Source organism: Bacillus cereus group sp. BfR-BA-01380 (assembly GCF_022663535.1).
Lineage (GTDB): Bacteria > Bacillota > Bacilli > Bacillales > Bacillaceae_G > Bacillus_A > Bacillus_A cereus_BB.
On record NZ_JAKUFS010000007.1, the window covers coordinates 1 to 17,725 of the forward strand.

Here is a 17,725-nt window from a genome sequence, read left to right on the forward strand (position 1 = left end):
AAATGAGCCGTGAAATTCCAAAGGAATTATTAAAATCATTAGAAGAGCTAGAACTAAATGAAAACACAACAACAGAAGATGAAATTGAAGCAGCATTGGTAGTAGCAGAGTGGTAAAAAAGAGAATGAATTTATCAATGTTAATTTAATATACATATGGCAGGGGAGCTGCAACTCTTCTGCCATAAATATACAGGAGGAAAATATGGCTAATAATACAAAACAATTAGATTATATCAATTTATTAAAAGAAAGTGAATTTTTATGGATAATTGATAAAAATTTCGAAAATCCTAACAATAACCATGATGATATGTATATAATTTCAACTGAAATTAAAAATCATTCTCTTGGATCATATCAGGGAATAGAGAATATTATGAAAAAAATAATTGAAGAGTTTTATGAAGAATTTCCTATAGAAACTAAACAAGTTGAGAATAGCTATAAAGAATTGGAGGAGAATTGGAAGAATACAGATATATCTGCAGATTCTGTTCTGTATAGTATTATTCGTCGGATAAGTCGTGAATCGAAAGCGGCTATGAGATTAATCGATAATTTGTGCGTGGAGATATCCAATTTATTTGAATCTGTATACCATAAAAAAAATAAAAAAGTAGCTATTATAGTTAATGAAGCAGAATGGTTAGATAGAGCTTCAATAAGAATATTATATAGACTATGTAAGATATCTAATAGAAATTCTCTCTCTATATTATGGGCTTTTGCGGAATTTGTAAATAATGTGGAAGAGGACAAGGTTGAATATGATGATATTAGAGCTTGTATCAGCTTAGCAAGATATAAAATATTCAGTAAAGTGCTATTGGATTTAAACCCTAAAGTGATACGGATTACTCACGATGTTACTTCTTATCAAAATGTAGATTATACCTTATTTGAAGACAATCTTTTAGGAAATGCAGCTTTAGCACTAGTCACGCAAAATTATGAAAGTGCTTATGTGGCATGTTATGCTCAACTTTTATCAGGTAAGGAAGAGGAAGTATTTAGAATATTAGGATTGGTACATGCTAACTTAGGGATGATAGAGAAATCATATAAAGCGCTACAAAAAGCAATAGTAGCCACTCATGACAAGGAGACGAAAGCACACTTAGAATATTTAAGTGCTTTATTAGCAACAAAAAGACTTTATAAATTTGATCTTGCTCACTCTCATTACAACAAAGGAATGAAATATGTAGAGAATGAAGAAAATTCACAAAGTAAATTGGAAAAAAGTTGGATTTATAATGGGTTAAGTTTTCTTAATGTAGTGGAGAATAGAAATAATACGGAAGAAGAAAAAAATACAATTTTTGTACAGGTATTAGAAAGAGAGTTAAAAGCTTTAGAAATAATAAAAAATGAAAAAGGAATAGGTCCAGCTTATTTAAGATTTAACTTGATTTCTAATATAACTTTTTTATTAGAAATCAAAAAAGATTATAAACTAGCAATGAATTTATGGCATAAAGAGTTCGGTAAATTTTTTGAAAAATACAACAATAAAGCGACTTTGAGTGCAGCTTATTATTATCGTCTTGGAATGCTAGCATGGAAAGCTAGAAATATATCTTTTGCACTAGAGAATCTTAATGTAGCAGTTGAAATTGCTAAAGGTAATAAAGATAGATTTAATTTAGAAAGAATTTATTATGGATTAGGTTGTGTATTACTAGAAGAAAGAATGTATAAAGAGTCTGCGGAAGTATTTTCGAAAGCATTGTTCTTAGCTATTGAAATGTGTGAATGGCAGAATTTAAAGGATCATATGGTTGGGTATGTTCTAGCATATGATGGAATCGAAAAGTCTGGTAAGTCGTTGGAACATATTTTATTTGAAATTAAAAATTGTTGTTCTATGGAAGAGATTTTCAAACAGCTTAATGTAGAAAATATATCATCTTTAATCTATAACATTAACAATTCAACATTAACTAAACCGAAAACTAAGTTGTCTTCATATCATCCGTCTATTGATTTAGAAGATACTCCAAATATTGATATGAATGAATATCTTATTTCATAATTTTTCGAATTATATAGGAGGTATGAAATGAATCGTACATTATTAATTTGTGGTAGCTTAAAACCCGCACCCGAACTAAATATTAAATCTGCGACTAGGGAGTTTTTGAAATTAATTCGTCGAGGTTTTGAAGAAGAGAGCAAAAATCGTGTGGACTATATTGATATTAGGGATCTAGATTTACCGTTTTATGATGGTAGAAAGCCTCTGGAATACAATCATGCTGGAGTAAATGCAATGTATAACTCCATTAATGATAATGATTATATTGTAGTTGCTGCACCAGCCTATTGGCGTAGTGTGGCTGGTGGCATAATTAATGCTATAAATCTTTATGCAGGACCATTATATGATTATCAAGATGAATTTAAGCCTTTAAAAGGAAAAACAGTATTTTTATTAATTACAGGAGCGAGTTATGAAGATGCAGTACATGGTGCTAAACAATTAAAAGAAGTATTTCATTCTTTAGGTGCTACTGTAGTAGAAAAAGAATTTATTATAGGAAATCTAAAGAAGATGAGTTATGAAGAAAAGAAAGATATATCTTCCAAAATATATAAGTTCGGTAAGGTTTTAGGGAAATTCATGAGGTGAAGGAGCAAGTAAATGAGCATCTTAAAGAGAAATAAAAGTGTCGAACATTTAATTAACTGGTTAGTAAAAGAAAAGATTGTACAGGACGATACTAAATTTGATGAGCAGTCGTTTCATGATATAAAAAAAACAATAAAAAACAATATTGATTTACCTAGTACTACTATTACACCGATAATGGAAAGATTTTTATATGCTATAACGTCAAGTAGAAATATAAAGAATGTCGTAGTACTAGGAAGTTATTATGGATATGCACAATTATGGTTAGGGGCAGGAATGTTACATAAAAGTCTTACCACTATAACAGGATTTGATATTAATTCAAACGCCTGTATGGCTGCTAGGGAAAATTTGATGTTTTTGAAAAATAAAGTTGACGTAAGGATAGAATGCAAGGATGCATTTGATGGAGTTGAATTAATTAAAGATGATAGCGTCGATTTATTATTTATAGATGTGGAGCTAAATGGTTCTAAAAGGGAATACACTAATTTGTTAAAAACATGGCAGCCTAAATTGAGCAATAATGCAATTGTATTAGCACATGATGTGTGTGTTGAAAAATTTATGTCTGATTTTGAAGAGTATAAATTCTTTTTAAATATAGATAAAAAAATTGAATTTAATATAGATTTACCGATTGATAGCTGCGGAGTTAATTTATGTAAAGTTTCTAATGTTTGATTGTATATAAAAATAATAGAAAGGGGGATAAGAATGAGTGTAGATTTAAAGGAAGAGGTAATTAATGTCGCTTTAGGAGATATTCCAATGTTTCCACCGGCGTCTGTAAGAGAATTTGGTGCGGTTTCATTATTGAAAAATTGGAAGGGGTATCAAGCTCCACAAGGTATCGAAGGTTTAAAAAAAACGATTAGTAAATGGCTTCAGCCAAGCTTGGATATACAGATTTCACCAGAACAGATTTTAATAACAGTGGGCTCTACGATGGGGTTAATGCTAAGTTATAGATTAATAGGAAAGTCAGGAATTGCTATACCAAATCCAGGTTTTCCTTTGTATAAAAAATCAATTAGTAATCTGGGAATCCGTATTTCATCCTATGAAGTAGGGAAAGGGAATTCGTGGGAAGATACATTGAAAAGTATTGAGGAGAGTTTACAACAAGGAATAAAATGTGTTGTTTGGAATAATCCTAATAATCCATTAGGTATTATTGCCCCTGCTAAAGTAGTAAAAGAATTTTGTGATCTAGTTGAAAAATATGATGCCTGGTGTATCACTGATGAAGTATACAAAGATTTTGCATACAATGAGGAAATTGTAAGTCCGTATAATTATATACCAGATAGAACATTATATATTTATAGTTTTTCAAAATCTTTTTTATTATCGGGTCTAAGGATAGGTTTTATCTTAGGGCCAATCTCTCAAATGAAAGAATTAACAGAATTACAATGGGGAACGAGTATGTCTGTTCCATGGATTAGTCAAGATATTACTAAGTTTTTTTTAGAAAATTATCCTTTGTTTCCTAGTGAGGTATCACAGGAAGTTTCGCAAAGGTTAAACAAAGGGTGTGAAGAACTATTGAGAGAAAGCATCCCTTTTTATAGACCAGCTGGTGGTATATATATATGTATTGATACTTCAAGTTTACATATTACATCAAGAGAGTTTAGGGATTTATGTTTTGAGCAAGAAAATGTATTAATTATGCCATGTGAAGAATTTGGAAGCCAAGGAAAATATTTATCTCGAATTAATGTGGGAGTATCTGATGCAGTGTTCTTTAAGGCTGTGAAAAAAATAATTAAGTGTTACAAAGTAGTTCAAAGGAGTTGACTACAATGCCTGTATTAATTATTGGTAGCGGTATGATCGGAAGCCATATTGCCAAAGAAATAAAGCGAACTGAGAAAAATGTTTATATTTTAGGCTACAATCCAGAGATATCCTATATTCAACATATAAGTGGCGTTGAAGAGGATGAAATTTTTAATAGATTCATTGGTGGTTGGGGAGATTTAGATATATATTTAGAAAAATTTAATATAGATACATTAATTATAGCAGCTGGCTCTATGATGCCGAGTTTTCAAAACAGTATAACTAAATCGATGATAAATGAATCTAACTTAGTTATGGCGATATCATCAGGTGTGCGAAAATATGTTGTGAAAAAAATAATTTATATTAGTAGTTTTGCTGTCTATGGAGGGTCTTCCCTAAATAGAGAAGATATAGAACCAGCTCCCCGTTCACCGTATGGGATGGTAAAGTTGTATAATGAACAATTATTAAAACAGCTCTCAGAAAATGGACGAGAAGTCGTAATATTGCGACCAGCTGGAGTCATTGGACCAACAGCAGAAAAAAGTGGTAATTGGATGAGTAAGCAATTTAGAAAAATATTTTTAGAGATAAATAAAGATTTTAAAGTCCCAAAGTTTTTATTAACAGAAAGGGAATATTTAGATGTTAGAGACTTAAGTCGTTTCATTGTTACATTATTAAATCGGGATATTAAGTACGATGTTATTAATATTGGGACAGGGAAATTGATTGAACCAAATGATATGCTCGATTTATTGAAGAGATTTTCAGGAAATAAATTAGAATATAATGGTGTTTTTAAAAGCGGGGCAGAATTAAAACGAAGTCCTCTATGTATTGAAAAAGCTAAGAATAAATATAATTATACACCTGTATTTGATATGAAAGATTCCTTGAATTATTTAAATGATTTTCATATTAATTATGTCGAAAAGGAATCTAATTATGTATAGAAATATAAAGGTTCAAACAATAAGTGGAATAAGTTTAGGGATTCTAGGCTTAAAATACCCTATAGGATCAGCTACAACTGGATTAAAAGTTGGAGTAGCACATTTTTTAGAGCATTTAATATCACAAAAACAATCCTCATGTCACGCTCAAACATTTGAGGCAAAAACAAGTCGGGATTCAACGTTATATTGGACAATAGTAGAAGAAGAAAATATAAGTATTATTTCTTCTATTTTAGATGTTATGAGGAACTTTTCTATAGATAGGTTCTCGATGGAAAAAGAAAAAGAGATAATAATTCGAGAAATTGCTCAAAAAAAGTTAGATGAAAGGTATGAAATATTAGAACAAGTACAGTCTAGTCTTTTTGGAGAACATGACTATGCTAATTCCATTATTGGGAATGAAGCAGAAGTCAATGATATTAGTTTGCAGGATTTGGAAGATGGTATGAGATATTATGAATGTATACCTGAACTGTATATAATCGGTCCATGGGAAAAGAAAGATTTGCAATCAAAGATAGTAAATAGTTTTTATGATGTTAATAAAGATTTAAATTCTAGTATCCATCCTCCTAAATTTTATAGTAAAGGCGAGGTGTATATTGAAGGGGGGCTTAATAACTTTCTTGGGGTGGGATGGATACTACCTGGATATAATACTTTGAATGAGCAAGAAGTTTTTATATTAAATAATATTTTGAAGAGAAGGTTGAAAGCTATTACGATAACAAAAACTTTGTTTTTTAGAATGAATATCTATGAAAAAGCAGGGTTATTAACAATAGATACGGCGGAGTACGATTTAAATCGTATTGCGTTAGCAATAGACATTATGAAAGTACCAATAACTGAACGAGAGTTACTAAAAGCAAGGATGGACCTCAATTTATTTAAAATGAGAAGTAGTGAAGATCTAAGGCTACGATTTAGTAAGTTTAATATGTTAAATTTAACAGAAAATAATATGAAACTAAAAGAAATAAGAAAGCTACAATGTAAGTTAGTTGGAAATCTAAGAATAGAAAATGGATTAGTATTGTCCAGTGAAAATAAAAATGTGAACATACACAGAAAAGAAATTGTTAATAACGATTTAGATTATCAAGAAAAAAAACATCAGAATATGGAAAAAGAGATAATTAAAAGTAAGGATAGTAGAGAAGAGGTTAATGTGACATTGTTTCAGGATTCCAATCGCTATTGTATACTCTCGACTTCACCATTGACAAGGAGATTTCATGTTTTGATTCGATATGATTGTCAGAGTAGTACACGTTTGATGACGAGTTATGATGTTAGGAATTATATGATGGATGGAATGTATATAGAGAATATACGTTATGAAGGTTTAGATACGATAATTCATTATGCCTTTTCAAATATAAAAAATGCTATAAAATTCTTATTAAATCATAATTCATTCATAAAAATTGAACAATTGAATGAAGTAGATTTAGAGAAAAAATTTTATAATAATGTGGAAAAATATATTAAATGGAAGATGTTCCGTTTAATTAACAATATAGAGGAAAAAGAGGTGGGGGTGTGTAAGGGAATTACAATTATTGCTCCTTCCAATATAAAACAAGAGGATATAAATAGAATAAAGAAAATAGTTCCGCCGCTTTTTCAAAGTGATTTTAAGTCGGAATTTTTGTTCGAATCAGGTGATAAACAATTTATAAAGGGGAAGCTCAACGGAGCGGGTCTAATAATAAAGTTGCCGAAAAAAGGAATACAATCCCTTGCATTACAAGAAGCTGCTTTTGGTTTAGGCGCACCTTTTCCTACACTTTTATCAATTCTACGTAAAAATAGAGTATCTTATCATTTTATTCAGAGTTTGTTTTTAGATGATAGGCAAACCTATATATACTGGGCAAGTCAATGTAAAGAAGATCGTAGAGTAGATTTTTATAAAAGTATTAAAGAATGGCTAGAACAAATATATAATTATGCCGATGAAGTTGAAGCATGGTTTCAGAAATATTGGATTGCTAATAATAGATCTAGATACTATTCTTTACATCAAATGTTAAGAGATACAGATCGCTGTATGTACTATACCGGAAGTTTTGAATTTAATTCTTTGAGCTTAAGAGAATATGTGTTGGAAATATTAGAAGAACCGTTTAATTACATTACATTTGAAAAAGAGGGGGCGAATGAATGAATCGCAATTTAACACTTTTATGGTTAGCACATACTACTTCTATTTTTGGGACCTCAATATATGCGTTAGCATTGACCTTAATGTCTTTAAAACTTAGTGATAGTGTTTTTGGTGCAGGTACAGTATTGTTTGCTACAACTGTTCCGTATTTTTTTCTAGGAATTTTAGGAGGAGTAATTGCAGATAGGGTTGATAGAAAGAAATTAATGGTGACTTGTGATCTTGTAAGAGGCATTATAATTTTAACTCTTCCCGTTATGGAATATTTTAATTATTTAAGCTTGGAATACGTAGTAATTGTAGGGTTTTTTATGACTATTTTTAGAGCGTTCTTTTTTCCAGCAAATCAAGCGAGTGTCCCTTTACTGATTAATGATAAAAAAGAATTGAACAAAATTAACTCCTATATGAACTTTACAAATAACTTAAGCCTTATGTTAGGACCAGCTTTGGGTGGAATGTTATTAATATTTAACTTAACACCTGCTCAATTGTTAATCATTGATGCTATGACGTACTTTGTTTCAGCATTATGTGTGGTATCAATAGAATTTCCTAATTATAAAGAGGGTAAAGATAAATTTGCAAAGCCTTCAATTTTAACGGATGCTTTTAATGGGATAAAATTTGTAACAATTAATAATCGTGATGTGGCTATTATGTTAACAGCCTTTGCTACACAACTATTAATAGGGGCTGGAATTATACAATTAGGTATTCCAAAAATATTAAAAAGTATTAATTTAGAAGATGTAGATAGTCTCTTTGGGTTCTTTATATCGACCATAACTTTTTCTTCGGCAATTGTTTCAATTGTGTTTACAAAAATAAAGGTGAAGAATCATTCCTACTGGATATTCTCTGGCTATGCTCTCAGGGGAATTGTATTTTTACTACTAGTTTTTGCTCACTCGTATTGGATGTTAATAGTTATTGCTGTATTATTTGGGATTAGCTATGTAATTAGTGGAACAACATTTACCACCCTACTACAATTAAGTACTCCAAATCATATGATGGGGAAAGTAATGGCACTAAGATCTACAATTGGTAATGTTGCAGATTCCTTTGCATATCTCATTGTAGGCGGAATTTTATCATTATTTTCATTAAAATTATCCTTTATAATGTTTGGGATTTTCTCTATTTTTTCTACTTTCTTATTTTTTGTATTGTGGAAACATTCTGTTGATAAGAAGGAGAAAAATGAGATTGTTGGTGAATCTATTATTTTGAAAGGTTAGAAAAGGAGTGATAAATATGAAAGCTTTAATAATTTCAGGTAGTTTGGCTATTCCCTCACACACATATTCTCTATTAAAAGAAACAGAAAAATACTTGAAGGAGAAAGGATGTAGTGTGGTTTTCTATGATTTGAAAACAAATAAGCTTCCGGAATGTGATCCAAAGTATCATCACAATCCAAAAGCTAACCCAGATGAAAAAGTGGTTGAATTTATAAAATTGGCTGAAGAGGCAGACTTTATTATATGGGGTACTCCTAATTATCATAATTCTTATTCAGGGGTTTTAAAAAGCGCATTAGATCATCTGAATTTTGATCAATTATCTAATAAGCCTATAGGGCTAATGTGCAATAGTGGTGGAATCCGAAACGTGCAACCATTAGACCATCTTCGAATTGTTGCTAGGGGATTTTTAGGAATTGCTATACCGATACAAGTCGCAACGCGTAATGCTGATTATCAGTTAATCAATGACGAATACCATTTAATTGATGAAGGAATTAGACAACGTTTGGAGGCATTTGTAGAACAATTAATAGATTTTAATGCTATGTTGAAGTTGAAAAGTTTATCTTAAAGAAGTTTGAATAATATTCTCTGGTTTATTTATAAAAGTATTTTCATATAAAAAATTTTATAGTATAGGATGTCACTGGAAAAGTTTACTTCATAAGAAAAAGGAGTCTATTACCTACTATATACTGAAGGTGGACTCCTTTTTGTTTTTAATATATTGATAAAAAGCGTGTTATTGTTTCAAAGTAATCACTTTTTCAGTACTTTCGAGTATAGTCTTTTTTTTGAAAAAAATGTTGATGCGAATCGTTCTGGAACTTGAAAGGTTGTAGTATCAAGGATACGAATGCGCTCAAAGTAAGCAGAAAGAGAATATATATCGATATAACTCTTCGGCAAATAAAGATAATTCTTGTTTTTGGTTCATATTCATAAAAAGCACGTCACCCTTTTTAACATAAGAGAATAGTAACGTGCTTTTAACTTCAAAAATAGTCTAAATCCTTAAGTTGATGGATGTATGGCGGTACCCCTTAATATAAATCAAAGCAAACTTGTTCGTATTCAAAATGAAAGTGTGATGACCTTATTATGAAACGGAAAAACGTACAATATTAAATAATTCGCCAATTGAAGAAGCGAAAAAAGTAAGTGGAAAATAAATGAAAGATATCTACGGGAATAAGGTTATTGTTAATCCACCAAATATTAGTCAAGAAACGATGGAGAAAGGGCAGATCATTCGGGATGAAAATGGATATGTAGTAAAACTAATACCAACAAAAAAACAGTTGGAAAGCTTTTTAGCAACATTAATACCAGCTACACGAGAGTTAATTTAAAAAAGAAGATTGGAGCAGAGAAAAAAAGAAGTGAATGATAAGGATCATTAAAATATCATAATTCATTTAATTATTCTGTTTACACTTACCCATTCCTATACACACGCCAGCCTTTTATAATTTTTTATGCCCCAAACTAGCCCCAGGTACATTCTTTTTCATTGTTAATGATAAATAAAAAAAGCCCAGAAACCTTGATTTAACAAGATTTCTAAGGCTTTTAATACTACTCTTTGCAGAGCATCGAGATTAACGAGAGTAGAACTCTACGATTAACGCTTCGTTGATTTCAGCAGCTAACTCAGCGCGCTCTGGTGTGCGAGTGAAAGTAGCTTCTAATTTGTCAGCATCGAAAGTTAAGTACTCAGGTACGAAGTTGTTAACTTCAACTGCTTCTTTAACTACAGCTAGGCTCTGAGATTTTTCGCGAAGGCTGATTGTTTGGCCTGGTTTAACGCGGTAAGATGGGATATCTACGCGAGCGCCATCTACCATGATGTGACCGTGGTTTACTAATTGACGAGCAGCGCGACGAGTGCGAGCTAAGCCCATGCGGTAAACTAGGTTGTCAAGGCGAGCTTCAAGAAGGATCATGAAGTTTTCACCGTGTTTACCCATCATTTTACCAGCTTGGTCAAATGTGCGACGGAATTGACGCTCAGTCATGCCGTACATGTGACGAAGTTTTTGTTTTTCTTGTAATTGTAAACCGTATTCTGAAAGTTTCTTACGTTGGTTAGGGCCGTGTGGACCTGGTGCGTAAGGGCGTTTTTCTAATTCTTTACCTGTGCCGCTTAGAGAGATTCCAAGACGACGAGAAAGTTTCCAAGATGGACCTGTATAACGAGCCATGAATGACTCCTCCTTTAAATGTTTTTATTTTTGTAAAATAAAAACAGACGTAATTGACATTTATGCGCATTTCATTTTCATGTATCCTCGCTCCAGCAGCAGGGAGTTACACGATACACCTCATCGTGAGGAACAAAATACAAACAATAAACTCACATTACAAGGCTGCCTTTTTATTTTACACAAAGGCTATTATATCTGTTTATTAGGAGGGAGTCAAGAATATCAAATTTCATTTTATACATTTAAATTTTGGAAAAGTGCAAGAAGGAATTTTGTGAACGCACATGGAAAGGATAGCAACAGATAGAAAACGCTTACATAAGATGAGGTATAAGGGGGATGTTTGTATGAAAAAGAAACATATCGAAACGACATTAGTTCATCACGGGTATGATGCAGCGCAGCATAAAGGAAGTTTAACGCCGCCGTTATTTCAAACATCTACGTATACATTTGAAACAGCGCAGCAAGGAGAAGCAAGCTTTGCTGGGTATGATTCAGCATATATTTATTCTAGACTTGGAAATCCGACAGTTGAGTTATTTGAGGAAAGAATGGCAGCCTTAGAAGAAGGGGAAGCGGCACTTGCGTTTGGCTCTGGTATGGCAGCTATTTCAGGAACACTTTTCGCTTTTTTAAAGGCGGGAGATCATATTGTTTGTTCGAATGGCTTATACGGTTGTACGTATGGTTTTTTAGAAGTGTTAGAAGAGAAATTTGCAATTTCGCATACATTATGCGAAATGGAAACAGAAGCGGAGATTGAAAGTAGTATTGGGCCGAATACAAAAATCATTTTTGTAGAAACACCGATTAATCCAACGATGAAATTAATTGATTTAGAACTTGTTGTCAAAGTAGCTAAGCAGCACGGACTGCTCGTTATTGTTGATAATACATTTTGTTCACCGTACTTACAAAGACCGCTTACGATAGGTTGCGATATTGTTTTGCATAGTGCGACAAAATATATTGGCGGTCATGGTGATGTTGTAGCCGGTGTTACAATTTGTAAAACAAAGGAGCTTGCCGAAAAAATTCGTCCTATTCGTAAAGATGTTGGCGGGATTATGGCACCGTTTGATGCATGGTTACTTTTACGAGGGTTAAAAACATTAGCAGTGCGGATGGATCGCCATTCTGATAATGCGGAAAAAATTGCTGCTTTTCTCCGAAATCATGAACTAGTAGAAGATGTTTGGTATCCGGAAGGACTGCTTGCAAATAAACAAATGAAACGCGGAGGCGGTGTGCTGTCGTTTACAGTAAAGGGTGGAAAAGCGGAAGCGCAAGCTGTAATGGACAACTTAAAATTAATTGCAATTGCAGTGAGTCTTGGTGATACGGAAACGTTAATTCAGCACCCAGCAACGATGACACATGCGGTGATTCCAAAGCATGTTCGTGAGCAGATGGGGATTTCTGATAATTTATTACGCTTATCTGCAGGGCTTGAGGCATGGGAAGATATTGTAGTGGATTTAGCGCAAGCGCTGCAAAAAGAAAAAACGGTTCTATCTTAAGAGAAACGCTGTCTACCAATATATCGACCGTTTTTTAGAATATATCGGCCAATATAAAGACCCCTCGACGATGTTCGACACCACAAGTGCACTAAGAAGGAGCTGGCCTTAAGTCAGCTCCTTTGCATTATATATGCTTTAATAAAGTTGCGACAAATTTCTCTAAATATGTTTGATCGATTTCATCGAAGCGCCCTTTATTTGGACTATCGATGTCTAGTACGCCGATTACTTCATCATTTTTGATAAGCGGTACAACAATTTCTGAATTAGAGGCTGCATCGCAGGCGATATGTCCAGGAAATTCGTGAACATCAGCGATAAGTTGTGTTGTTTTCGTTTCTGCTGCTGTGCCGCATACACCGCGGCCAAATGGAATACGAACACAAGCTGGCAATCCTTGAAATGGACCAAGTACAAGCTGATTTCCTTCTGTTACATAAAAGCCTACCCAGTTAATATCTTGTAAAAACACATTGAGCAAAGCAGATGCATTTGCTAAGTTAGCTACTACATTTGACTCACCTGTTAATAAAGCATCGAGTTGTTTAATTACTGTCCTGTATTGCTCTTCACGTGTACCTGTATATCCTTCTGCTGTAAACATGGAAACGCCGCCCTTTCTGTAGGTAAATGTAAATTTATCCCGCTATTCGTGGGCAGTAATACTCCCACCTCAAAATTCAGCAAAAGCATTGTCCAGCTCTAGCGGCTAGAATCTCCGGCCGTTTCGCCCCCTCGGACGAGGCAAAAAGCGCCTCTCTGTCAGGGGCGTGGGCGTCCTGCGATTCTGAACGAGCCGCTTCCGCTTTTCTTAAGAAGTTAGGCGGGAGATAAACTGCCCGTAAAAGCCCGATTGGTGAGGGCTGATAATCAGTGGGGGATGAAGAAACCCCCCACTGATTAAAGTTTCACTTTATTGCAAAATAAGCTATAATTCGCAAGACTTTGTCGATAGAAAAATAAAGGAATTTGTCTTAAAAGTCAAGAAATTTACATCGAGTTGAATTAATCGTGCTTTTACTGCTTGTTAAAAGGGAGTGATTGTGTGACACAGGCGAGACAGAAGATTATTGATGCGGCAATTTCACTGTTTTATGCGAAAGGCTATAATGGGACATCAGTGCGTGATATAGCGAAACAAGCAGATGTCAATGCTGCGAATATCTCGTATTATTTTGCCGGAAAACAAGGATTACTGGAACAGTTGGTGTCAGACTTTTTAGAGGGCTACTTACGCACTATTGAAATGACATTTGAACAGCGAAATTTTTTGTCTGCAAAAGAAGTATTATTTCAGATGGTGAGAAATATTTTACAATATCAATTCGAACGAAGAGAACTTACTCGTTTTTTCTACAGAGAGCTTTCGTTAGATAGCACGCTAATTCGCGAAATTATGACGGTCTACTTTTCAAAAGAGAGATACTATATAGAACAACTCATTAGACAAGGACAAGAAAACAAAGAATTTCAAAATGTATCATTCACGATGTTTATGACGCAGTTAAAGGGAATGATCAGTATGCCGTATTTATATCCGCAGTATATATCAGAAGTGCTGCATTCCTTTCCGTCAGAAATCTTTTTTATTGAAATGTATATGAAGGAAGTAGAGAAGTGGATGGAGCAAGCACTTTGTACAGCGCATTTACAATATCCTCTGCCGAGAGTGGCGTATGTATGAAGAAAATAAAAAAACGTAAAACAGCTTGTTACCAATATGTATGGGAATAAGCTGTTTTTATTTGCTTTTCATGAAGCAGCATCTTCTTTTTTAATCCTTATATAGTGGTATAACCATGATGTGATAATGGTGGTTTTTGCAAATAAAATACAGACTTTTCATGATTATAATTAGGGGTCAGAGGTGTATACGGGATCGACTTGGAAGTAGTAAATTCTTTCATGAATTTTTTCGAAAAACTAGGCCAAAAACATATAATTACATGGTATGATTAATACATTGCAAGTTGTTAAATACAGGGGATTTCCCTTTTTTTACATAACGCCTTCCATTTTAAAAAACGGAACGGACAAAAAAACAGATAAATAGGAGGCATTTTGAATGGATTCAATCTTAACGATCGTTGTCATCATCGTGAGTGCTATCTTGCTCTTCCTTATCGTAGAGCTTGTGATGAGAAATCGTTTATATAAAGATATCGAAGCACTAGAGCAATGGAAGAAAGAGATTAAGGATAAGCCTGTAGCGGATGAACTGAAACGGGTGAAAGAGTTACAGATGACCGGACAAACAGAAGAGCTATTTGGAAAATGGCGAGATGAATGGGATGAAATTGTTGCTAATATTCTTCCGAAAGCTGAAAAAGAATTAGAAAACGCTCAAAAATTTGCCGCGCAATTTTCCTTCCGAAAAGCAAAACATACAATTAAGGAATCCGTTAGCAGTTTAGATGAAGCGGATCATCGAATTATGAATATTTTAAATGAACTGCAAGAATTGTTGGAAAGCTATGAGAAAAACAATTCAGAAATTGAGCAGTTGCGTGATACATATCGCAATTTGAAAAAGAGTGTGCTTGCTCATCGTCATATGTTCGGCTCAGCCGAGAAGAAGATTGAAGGGCTACTTGATGCAGAGTCAAAGAATTTTCAAACGTTTGAAGAAGCAACACAAAATGGAGATTACTTAAAAGCGCGTGAAATTGTGGGGAGTTTAGAAGAAGGACTAACACATTTGGAAGTAATTGTGCATGAAGTACCAGAGCTCTTAGTAGAATGTCAAACGACATTACCAGTGCAATTAGAAGATTTATCACAAGGTCACGACGATATGAAAAAACAAGGCTATGTATTAAATCATTTGGAAATCCCAAAAGAAGTAAGAGAGATGAACAAACAACTGCAAACATGCCTTACTGATTTAGAATCTTTACACGTAGTGGAAGCACAAGAAAAAGTAGAAATCTTAAAAGAGCATCTTGATACATTATATGAACAATTAGAATTAGAAGTAAGAGCCAAACATTATATTGAACAGCAGACGGTAGCTGTGTACGAAGATTTAGAAACAATTCAAGAACAAGCGCTGGAAACGAAAGCAGAAACACAATTTGTGAAGCAAAGCTATCAATTACAGGAGAAAGATATTGAATCTCAAAAAGTGATTGAAAAACAGATGCACATCTTAATGAAGCGTTTTGAAGTGTTGCAACTTCGTATTGCAGAGCAAGATATCGCATTTTCTGTGATTCGAGAAGAGTTAGAAGAAATTTATGAGCAATGTGAAACATTAAAAGTACTTCATGCTGAGTACAAAGACATGTTGCAAACGATGCGTAAAGATGAGTTTGAAGCGCGTGAGGCGTTAAGGGAAATGCGTCATACGATGATGGAAGCAAAGCGCATGATGCAAAAGTCGAATTTACCTGGGTTGCCAAATCATATCATGGCTGACCTGCAAAATGGACAACAGGCGATACAAAGTGTGTATGAACACCTAGAATTGAAGCCGCTTGATATGGGTGCGGTGAATCGTACACTAGAAGAAGCGGTAGCTATTGTAAATGGTGTTTACGAAGCAACGCAAGAGTTAATCGAACAAGCATATTTAGTAGAGAAATTGATTCAGTATGGTAATCGTTACCGTAGTGATGATGAAATGTTGGCGAAAAGCTTAAATAACGCAGAGCAATTATTCCGTGAATATGAATATGATGCGGCTTTAGAACAAGCAGCTTCTGTATTAGAGCAAATTGAACCAGGTATTGTCCAAAAGATTGCTGAATTTGTTGACTTAGAACAAACTCCTTAATTGATTAAGGGGTTTGTTTTTTGTTCAAATAACTTTTATATGCATGATCATGTAATATTGCTATAATGAATAGCGGAATATGGAACGTTTTTTAGTTAAAAGTAGACATACTTCCGCTTTAATAACGGAAACTATGAGCGAGTTTAGCGGAAATACATGAATGTATGATATGATTATCCCGCTACGAAGATCTTTCCCGTAAAGTAAAGAAGTTTCACTTTAGGGGTTTTCGATATCGGTGAAAGGGGAATAACAATGATTTACTTTGATAATAGTGCGACGACAAAGCCGTACCCGGAAGCCTTGCAATCTTATGTGACAGTTGCAGGAAAATACTTTGGAAATCCTTCTTCTATTCATTCCCTTGGAGGAGAATCAGAGCGTTTATTAACGCAATCACGGACGATTGCAGCTCAGCTTCTTCGTGTAAAGCCTTCAGAAATTGTCTTTACGTCTGGAGGAACAGAAGGAAATAACCTTGCAATTAAGGGGATTGCGATGAGAAATCGCTCCCGTGGTAAGCATATGATTACAACAGACATTGAACACGCTTCTGTGTTTGAAGCATATAAACAATTAGAAAATCTTGGTTTTGACGTTACATATTTGCCGGTAAATGAAAATGGTGTTGTATCAGTAGAAGATGTAAAACGAGCTCTTCGAGATGATACCATTCTTGTTTCCATGATTCACGTCAATAACGAAACAGGAGCGATTCAGCCTGTTGGTGAAGTTGGTAAGTTATTAGCGAACTATCCGAAAGTACGATTTCATGTCGATCATGTGCAAGGAATTGGAAAAGTGCCGCTTGATTTGTATAAAAACCATATTGACCTTTGCACGATTTCGGGACATAAGTTCCATAGTGTAAAAGGAACAGGAATTCTATATGTTCGTGATGGTGTTAGGCTCGATTCGGTTTTATCGGGTGGTGGACAAGAGCAGCGTTACCGTTCTGGTACAGAAAACTTGCCAGGAATTGTTGCGATGATAAAAGCTTTGCGAATGACTTTAGAAAAACAGTCAGAAAATACGGAGCATCTTCGAGCGTTAAAGGAAGAACTTATTCGTATGTTTAAGGGCATGAAGGATGTTACCATTAATACACCGAAAGAACATACGGCACCGCATATTTTAAACGTATCATTTGTGGGATTAAAGCCAGAAGTTGTTGTGCATGCTTTGGAAGAACGTGGTGTGTATGTTTCAACGAAATCTGCTTGTTCTTCAAGAGTAAACGAAGTAAGCCACGTTTTACTAGCGATGGGCTTGCCGCATGCGGTAGCAGAAAGTGCGATTCGCATAAGTTTAACTGCGGAAAATACGATGGAAGAAGTAAAACAATTCGAAGGAATTATAAAAGAAACATTGCCAAAATTATATGAAGTGATGAGGTAA

General features: G+C 34.0%; 15 protein-coding genes. 13 read left to right on the forward strand and 2 right to left on the reverse strand.

The features are described 5' to 3' along the window. Positions 1-204 precede the first annotated feature (204 nt). The 9 genes from MR076_RS08380 to MR076_RS08420 all read left to right on the forward strand — a co-directional run bounded on the left by MR076_RS08380 (position 205) and on the right by MR076_RS08420 (position 10,171). On the forward strand, positions 205-2,037 hold the full coding sequence (locus MR076_RS08380) for a hypothetical protein (RefSeq protein ID WP_242219596.1): 1,833 nt from the start codon (positions 205-207) through the stop codon (positions 2,035-2,037). A gap of 27 nt (positions 2,038-2,064) precedes the next feature. Further along, on the forward strand, positions 2,065-2,634 hold the full coding sequence (locus MR076_RS08385; protein WP_242219598.1) for an NAD(P)H-dependent oxidoreductase: 570 nt from the start codon (positions 2,065-2,067) through the stop codon (positions 2,632-2,634). A gap of 12 nt (positions 2,635-2,646) precedes the next feature. Then, the gene (locus MR076_RS08390) at positions 2,647-3,321 is read left to right on the forward strand and encodes an O-methyltransferase (RefSeq protein ID WP_242219600.1); all 675 of its coding nucleotides are present in this window, start codon (positions 2,647-2,649) and stop codon (positions 3,319-3,321) included. A gap of 33 nt (positions 3,322-3,354) precedes the next feature. Beyond that, positions 3,355-4,443 (forward strand): pyridoxal phosphate-dependent aminotransferase, encoded by a 1,089-nt coding sequence (locus MR076_RS08395; protein ID WP_242219602.1) that lies wholly within the window; start codon positions 3,355-3,357, stop codon positions 4,441-4,443. 5 nt (positions 4,444-4,448) lie between these two features. Beyond that, the gene (locus MR076_RS08400) at positions 4,449-5,387 is read left to right on the forward strand and encodes an NAD-dependent epimerase/dehydratase family protein (protein ID WP_242219604.1); all 939 of its coding nucleotides are present in this window, start codon (positions 4,449-4,451) and stop codon (positions 5,385-5,387) included. Continuing rightward, complete coding sequence (locus MR076_RS08405) at positions 5,380-7,566, forward strand: insulinase family protein (protein ID WP_242219605.1); 2,187 nt, start codon at positions 5,380-5,382, stop codon at positions 7,564-7,566. The genes MR076_RS08400 and MR076_RS08405 overlap by 8 nt, the downstream gene beginning before the upstream one ends. Then, entirely contained in the window at positions 7,563-8,810 is a 1,248-nt protein-coding gene (locus MR076_RS08410) for an MFS transporter (protein WP_242219608.1), read from the forward strand. Before MR076_RS08405 ends, MR076_RS08410 begins: the two co-directional genes overlap by 4 nt. 16 nt (positions 8,811-8,826) lie before the next feature. After that, positions 8,827-9,390: an NADPH-dependent FMN reductase gene (locus MR076_RS08415; RefSeq protein WP_242219610.1), complete on the forward strand. Its 564-nt coding sequence runs from the start codon at positions 8,827-8,829 to the stop codon at positions 9,388-9,390. 601 nt (positions 9,391-9,991) lie between these two features. After that, a complete protein-coding gene (locus MR076_RS08420; RefSeq protein WP_242219998.1) occupies positions 9,992-10,171 on the forward strand; it encodes a hypothetical protein in 180 nt (59 codons plus the stop codon). 249 nt (positions 10,172-10,420) lie between these two features. Here MR076_RS08420 and rpsD read toward each other — a convergent pair whose 3' ends face one another. Next, on the reverse strand, positions 10,421-11,023 hold the full coding sequence (rpsD, locus tag MR076_RS08425) for a 30S ribosomal protein S4 (RefSeq protein ID WP_242219612.1): 603 nt from the start codon (positions 11,021-11,023) through the stop codon (positions 10,421-10,423). A 350-nt stretch (positions 11,024-11,373) separates the two neighbouring features. Here rpsD and megL point away from each other — a divergent pair, with 350 nt between their 5' ends. Continuing rightward, the gene (megL, locus tag MR076_RS08430) at positions 11,374-12,549 is read left to right on the forward strand and encodes a methionine gamma-lyase (RefSeq protein ID WP_242219614.1); all 1,176 of its coding nucleotides are present in this window, start codon (positions 11,374-11,376) and stop codon (positions 12,547-12,549) included. Between the two features lie 127 nt (positions 12,550-12,676). On the opposite strand, the gene MR076_RS08435 is transcribed toward megL, so the two are convergent. Beyond that, entirely contained in the window at positions 12,677-13,156 is a 480-nt protein-coding gene (locus MR076_RS08435) for a GAF domain-containing protein (protein ID WP_242219616.1), read from the reverse strand. A 441-nt stretch (positions 13,157-13,597) separates the two neighbouring features. On the opposite strand from MR076_RS08435, the gene refZ reads away from it, so the two are divergent. The 3 genes from refZ (at position 13,598) to MR076_RS08450 (ending at position 17,725) form a co-directional block, all read left to right on the forward strand. Then, the gene (gene refZ, locus MR076_RS08440; RefSeq protein ID WP_242219619.1) at positions 13,598-14,236 is read left to right on the forward strand and encodes a forespore capture DNA-binding protein RefZ; all 639 of its coding nucleotides are present in this window, start codon (positions 13,598-13,600) and stop codon (positions 14,234-14,236) included. Between the two features lie 381 nt (positions 14,237-14,617). Further along, the gene (gene ezrA / locus MR076_RS08445; protein ID WP_242219621.1) at positions 14,618-16,327 is read left to right on the forward strand and encodes a septation ring formation regulator EzrA; all 1,710 of its coding nucleotides are present in this window, start codon (positions 14,618-14,620) and stop codon (positions 16,325-16,327) included. Between the two features lie 255 nt (positions 16,328-16,582). Further along, on the forward strand, positions 16,583-17,725 hold the full coding sequence (locus MR076_RS08450; protein WP_242219623.1) for a cysteine desulfurase family protein: 1,143 nt from the start codon (positions 16,583-16,585) through the stop codon (positions 17,723-17,725).